Origin of the sequence: Exiguobacterium sp. s48, assembly GCF_018617395.1 — a bacterium.
Classification (GTDB): domain Bacteria; phylum Bacillota; class Bacilli; order Exiguobacteriales; family Exiguobacteriaceae; genus Exiguobacterium.
Genome location: NZ_JACSKC010000008.1, coordinates 12,524 through 18,284, shown reverse-complemented (window position 1 = coordinate 18,284; position 5,761 = coordinate 12,524). Strand labels below are relative to the sequence as shown.

Genomic DNA, 5,761 nt, shown 5'->3' with positions numbered 1-5,761 from the left:
ACGAAGCTTGCGCTTCATTCAAAAATTGTAAAACTTATTTTTGCCTCATCGTTCAGTTTTCAAAGTTCGTCTGCCGCTCTTGGCGACTTAAATATCTTACCAAGTGGAGAACAAAAGGTCAACCACTTTTTAAAAATATTTTTTGTTTCTTTGTCGCTTATCTCGGCGACGTCTATTAATATATCAGTAAAACTTTAACCATGCAACCCTTTTTCAAAAAAAGATTTAAAAAATATATAAATCCACTATTTATTCAGCTGATCTGATTTTTCCCTTCATTATATAGAGCTAAAAATAAAATAAGGCGAGCCAGAGGCATCGCCTTATGAGCGGAGAGATGATAACGACACATTTCGCTTCTTCGCTTCTTTTAAATAAAAGAAATAGAGAGCTTCCGCTTGTTTGACCTGAGCAGCCAACTCTCCCGTATCTTCAATGCTCACTTCAAGCATTCGACGTTTTGATTCAAACTTAGCTTTCGCTTCTAATAACTCAGTAAGTAGTCGTTGATCATAATCATCCCTTAACGACTTACGAAACCATTTCATAACTCTCTTCTACCTTCCATCGCTCGAGACAACGTCACTTCATCTGCATACTCCAAATCTCCACCGACTGGTAGACCGTGGGCGAGACGCGTCACACGAATCCCCGTAGGCTTGAGTAATCTCGATAAATACATCGAAGTCGCTTCTCCTTCAATGTTCGGATTGGTCGCTAAAATCACTTCTTGAATCGACTCATTCTCTTGTAAGCGCGTCAGCAAACTTGAAACGTTAATATCCTCTGGACCGATCCCTTCCATTGGACTAATGGCTCCATGGAGAACGTGGTACTTCCCTCTATACTCTCTCATCTTCTCCATAGCAATCACATCTCTCGAGTCTTGAACCACACAAACCACTGTCTCGTCCCGATGCGAGTCTTTGCAGATTGCGCACGGATCCACGTCTGTAATATGTCCACAGACGGTACAGTATTTTATGTCACGTTTCGCACTGACGAGAGACTTCGCAAACGTTAATACATCATCTTCTTCCATATCTAAGACATGGAATGCCAAGCGCACCGCGGTTTTCGGGCCAATCCCAGGTAACTTCGTAAAACTCTCAATCAATCGTCCAATGGCTTCAGGGTATTGCAACTCGCATCGATCCTTTCTTCACTTAAAAGCCTGGGAGGTTCATCCCTTGTGTGAAACGCCCCATCTTATCATTCACAAGCTGATCCGCTTGTTTCATCGCATCATTGATTGCTGCTAAAACGAGATCTTGTAACATATCCACATCGTCTGGGTCGACAACATCTTCAGCAATAATAACGTCTAAGACTTCTTTATGACCGCTGACGACAACTTTCACCATGCCGCCTCCTGCAGTTCCTTCTACCGATAAATCTTTCAATTCTTCTTGAGCTTTCGCCATGTCTTTTTGCATCTTTTGCATCTGCTTCATCATATTGTTCATGTTTCCCATTCCACGCATTCAGAGCGCCTCCCTTATGTTTCTTCGATTTCAACAACATCGCCAAATCGTTCCATCGCCTGCGCGACAAGCGGATCCTCGGTTTCCGGTTCTTCGACTCGTTCCGTTCGTTCTGCTTGTTTCTGAAGGATAAACTCATTCTTCAGTTCATTCCAATCTGTCTCAAGCACCGCCATGATTTCGCGACGAATCCCCGTCACTTCGAATAACGCCTGTTCAATCACATCACGGGTACGACCATTCGAACTCACTTGTTCATAGTGCCATGTCATTCCATCTTTAAATTGTACCAGTAAGGTGTCACTTGCACAAAGGACAGCTTCACTTTCATAGAAGAGCGCGAATATCGGACCGTCTTGTATCCGAATATTCGTCATGATGTCTCCCCAGCTATCGCGAATCGCATTCAAATGTTGGCGTTCAGCACGTTGCAAGAGTTGACGAATTCGCTCTTTCGGCACACGGATTTGCGTCCGCTTTGGGGCAGGCTTCGGTTTTTCTACTTCCCCACCTGTCACAGCAACACCATTCTTCTTCACTTCACTTAATTCACGACTCAGTTCGCGTACTTGATCTTGAAGTTGTACCATTTGCTCACTAATCGTCCGACCTTGTTCTGCGATCCGGATGAACGTCAATTCGACCAGCACTTTAGGATGGTTAGACAACCTCATCTGTTGCTGACAATCGTTCAGCTCTTCAATCACTTGGAACAATTCGTCCGTCGAAGTCGCTTCGACAAACTGACGAAATTCATCCGTCGGTCGAGCACGCTCTAATAGGTCGGCAGCTTGTGGAGAAGCTTTTAAAAGCAATGCGTCCCGATGGACGAACACTAAATCTTCAATGAAACGTTTCAAGTCTTTTCCTTCACGTAACATCAATTCAAGCGTACTCAAAATAGCATTTAATTCTTTCCGCTGGAGACCATACGCCATATCAAGCAATGTTTCATCCGTCACGGCACCCGTGACTTCTAACACCGCGTCTTCCGTCAACCGTCCATCACTGAATGCGAGCGCCTGATCGAGTAGGCTAAGGGCATCTCGCATCCCGCCATCGGCAGCACGTGCGATTAGTTTCAACGCTTCCGGGTCGTAGTCATGGTCTTGATCGTTCAAAATATAGGCCATCCGCGTTTGCAATTGACTCACTTCATGTCGTTTGACATCAAATCGCTGACAGCGAGAAATAATGGTTGCCGGAATTTTATGTGGCTCTGTCGTGGCTAATATGAAGATCGCATGTGCCGGCGGTTCTTCAAGCGTCTTTAACAACGCGTTGAATGCACCAGTCGATAACATATGCACTTCATCAATGATGTATACTTTGTAACGTCCTTGGGACGGCGGATATTTGACTTTATCTCGAATCTCCCGAATTTCATCAACTCCGTTATTCGATGCGGCATCGATTTCAAACACGTCGGGACTTGTCCCTTCCGTGATAGCGATACACGTCGGACAGGTGTTACATGGTTCACGTGTCGGCGCACTTTCGCAGTTGATTGCCTTAGCGATAATCTTCGCTAAACTCGTCTTCCCCGTTCCACGCGGACCAGAAAACAAGTACGCATGTGACATCCGCTCCTCTAACAGAGCGTTTTGAATCGTACGTGTGATATGGACTTGACCGACGACCTCCTGAAACGACTGAGGTCTATATACACGATATAACGCTTGATACGCCATGAGTTCGCCTCCTTCCTTACTTGTTCTTCTCTATCTCATCATACAAAAAAATCTACAGCCCTGGGGCCATAGATTGAAGTTATAAAATAAATCTGCCGCGCACCGATTTCTGAAAGTACGTCAACATGCGTTACTCATGCAGTTTGCTCAGCCCAAGCACCCCTGCGGCACACGGTACGTCACCACTTAAGGCTGCTTCCTTCCGGACCTGACCTGGTTCATGGGTGACCGTTGCGCAGGACTCAGACGTCAACGCCACTTACATAAGGCAGACCACACCAGCGCACTCCCTCGAATCGGGATTCAGTCTCGCTACAGCGGATTGCGAGTGACAGGGCACCGCTACCTCCCCACCTAGCACGGCAAATGGGTAAATGAAATTAAGCACTATCTCGAGTGCTATTACATTATACTGTTTAATCGATTGGGTTGCAACCTCTCTGATTGAGTCGTTCTTGTTTCTTCCTCTCTCGAAGCGTCCGGAAGAAATCTGTGAGGAGTTGCCCACATTCTTCTGCTAAAACATTTTCCGTCACTTCTGCTTGGTGATTGAACCGATCATCCTGCACCAAATTCATTAACGTCCCGCAACATCCACCTTTCGGATCATGGGCACCAAAAATGACACGCTTCACGCGAGATAACACAATCGCACCCGCACACATCGGACACGGTTCAAGGGTAACGTATAGCTCGCAGTCTTCTAATCGCCAATTCTCTAATGTCTCATTGGCCGTTTCGATCGCAATCATTTCGGCGTGCGCCGCTGCCAATCGATCTGTCTCACGACGATTGTGCCCAGTCGCAATCACTTGGTCTCCTTTTACAATCACACAGCCGATCGGCACCTCCCCGATGGCTTCTGCTTTCTTTGCTTCTACGATGGCTAACTGCATAAATCGTTCATCGCGTTCCATTCATTCACCTCATTTCCTATTTGAAACTATGAAAAAAAATGAAAATCAAATCCCTCGTCATATCACTCGTATTGTATGCTAGAATGGAACTTGCACTTTGGATAATGGAGGATGACATCATATGTTTATAACGGTAGAAGGACCGATTGGTGTCGGGAAAACATCACTCGCCCATATCATCAGTCAGCATTTCTCAATGCAGATGCTGAATGAAATTGTAGAAGAGAACCCATTTCTCGGCAAGTTTTATGAAGATATCGAAGAATGGAGTTTCCAAACGGAAATGTTCTTCTTGTGCAATCGATTCAAGCAACTAGATGATATTCATCAACACCACTTGAGTCAGCAACAATCCGTCGTTTCGGACTATCATATTTTCAAAAACTTGATTTTTGCTCATCGCTCGCTGAAACCAGCACATTTGAACAAGTACGAGCAGATTTATAAGATTTTGACACATGATATGCCGAAACCTGATGTCGTCATTTACTTACACGCCAGCATTGAGACCTTAATGAAACGAGTCGCCTTGCGTGGACGTGAAGTCGAAGAGAATATGTCTCGTGATTACCTCGAACAACTTGCTCACGATTATGAGACATTTGTTGAATCGTATCGCGCGGCCCATCCAGAAGTGAAGATCCTCTCGTTCAGCGGGGATGAACTCGACTTTGTACAAAATCCGGACGACTTGACTCATGTCCTGAAAACGATTGAGCGTGAATTAGAATTAACTAAAGGAGCCCAAATAAAATGAAGCTGATTGATAAATATAACATCCCGAACGATACGATCATTACAATCGGTGGAATGGTTGGGATCGGAAAATCCACGATCACCAATTCGTTAGCCGATGCATTAAATTTCCGAACGTCTCTCGAAAAAGTAGATACCAACCCTTACCTCGATAAATTTTATCATGATTTCGAGCGTTGGAGCTTCCATCTTCAAATTTACTTCCTAGCAGAACGTTTTAAAGAACAAAAGAAAATCTTCCAATACGGCGGTGGGTTTATCCAAGACCGTTCAATCTATGAAGATACAGGCATCTTCGCTAAGATGCATTATGAAAAAGGGACAATGTCACCAACAGACTATGAAACGTACTCTAGTTTGTTCGAGGCAATGGTATTGACACCATTCTTCCCGCACCCAGATCTATTAATCTATCTTGAAGGTTCGTTCGAACAAGTACTCGAACGCATTCAGATGCGTGGTCGCGAGATGGAACAGCAAACACCAATCGCCTACTGGGAAGAGATGTACGCCCGCTACACAGAATGGATCAACAACTTCAACCTGTGTCCGGTATTACGTCTCTCGATCGAAGAGTACGACCTCATCAACGACCCAGATTCAGTCGAACTCATTCTTGAGAAAATTGAAAAGCAACTCACGATTGCGCGTGAAGCAAAAGTGAGATAATCGAAAGAAGGATTGCGCCAACGACAGCGTGATCCTTCTTTTTGTGCACAAAAAAATCCACAGCGCATATGTCTGTGGATACAAAAAATGCATCTGCCTCTGCAGATGCCCGATTGAAAGCGGAGTTGGTGGGATTCGAACCCACGCGAGCCTTGCGACTCCTAACGGATTTCGAGTCCGTCCCCTTCAGCCGGACTTGGGTACAACTCCAGGCCTAAAAAAGTGTAAAAAAAAGAAAGTGGAG

The 5,761-nt window shown here is 45.0% G+C and carries 8 protein-coding genes, 1 tRNA gene and 1 other RNA gene; 3 read left to right on the top strand and 7 right to left on the bottom strand.

The annotated features are described in order from the left end of the window. Positions 1 to 198 (top strand): hypothetical protein (locus tag KNO66_RS14710; RefSeq protein ID WP_214743136.1); only part of this gene is annotated, 198 nt, incomplete at its 5' end. A gap of 125 nt (positions 199 to 323) precedes the next feature. Here the strand turns inward: KNO66_RS14710 and KNO66_RS14705 are convergent. The 6 genes from KNO66_RS14705 to tadA all read right to left on the bottom strand — a co-directional run bounded on the left by KNO66_RS14705 (position 324) and on the right by tadA (position 4,092). After that, positions 324 to 548 carry a YaaL family protein gene (locus tag KNO66_RS14705; protein WP_012727752.1) on the bottom strand — a complete coding sequence of 75 codons (225 nt, stop codon included), beginning with the start codon at positions 546 to 548 and terminating at the stop codon, positions 324 to 326. Continuing rightward, on the bottom strand, positions 545 to 1,144 hold the full coding sequence (gene recR, locus KNO66_RS14700; RefSeq protein ID WP_214743135.1) for a recombination mediator RecR: 600 nt from the start codon (positions 1,142 to 1,144) through the stop codon (positions 545 to 547). Before recR ends, KNO66_RS14705 begins: the two co-directional genes overlap by 4 nt. A 22-nt stretch (positions 1,145 to 1,166) precedes the next feature. After that, positions 1,167 to 1,484: a YbaB/EbfC family nucleoid-associated protein gene (locus tag KNO66_RS14695; RefSeq protein ID WP_214743134.1), complete on the bottom strand. Its 318-nt coding sequence runs from the start codon at positions 1,482 to 1,484 to the stop codon at positions 1,167 to 1,169. 14 nt (positions 1,485 to 1,498) lie between these two features. Continuing rightward, positions 1,499 to 3,175, bottom strand: a complete 1,677-nt coding sequence (gene dnaX, locus KNO66_RS14690; RefSeq protein ID WP_214743133.1) for a DNA polymerase III subunit gamma/tau — start codon at positions 3,173 to 3,175, stop codon at positions 1,499 to 1,501. Between the two features lie 95 nt (positions 3,176 to 3,270). Beyond that, positions 3,271 to 3,538, bottom strand: an RNA gene (ffs, locus tag KNO66_RS14685) — signal recognition particle sRNA large type. 53 nt (positions 3,539 to 3,591) lie between these two features. Beyond that, positions 3,592 to 4,092, bottom strand: a complete 501-nt coding sequence (tadA, locus tag KNO66_RS14680; protein WP_214743132.1) for a tRNA adenosine(34) deaminase TadA — start codon at positions 4,090 to 4,092, stop codon at positions 3,592 to 3,594. Positions 4,093 to 4,213: 121 nt separating this feature from the next. Between tadA and KNO66_RS14675 the strand changes: the two genes are divergently transcribed. Together KNO66_RS14675 and KNO66_RS14670 are read left to right on the top strand one after the other, a co-directional pair. Next, entirely contained in the window at positions 4,214 to 4,849 is a 636-nt protein-coding gene (locus KNO66_RS14675; RefSeq protein WP_214743131.1) for a deoxynucleoside kinase, read from the top strand. Beyond that, positions 4,846 to 5,517, top strand: a complete 672-nt coding sequence (locus KNO66_RS14670; RefSeq protein WP_012727758.1) for a deoxynucleoside kinase — start codon at positions 4,846 to 4,848, stop codon at positions 5,515 to 5,517. The genes KNO66_RS14675 and KNO66_RS14670 overlap by 4 nt, the downstream gene beginning before the upstream one ends. A gap of 120 nt (positions 5,518 to 5,637) precedes the next feature. Here the strand turns inward: KNO66_RS14670 and KNO66_RS14665 are convergent. After that, positions 5,638 to 5,727, bottom strand: a tRNA-Ser gene (locus KNO66_RS14665). Positions 5,728 to 5,761 lie beyond the last annotated feature (34 nt).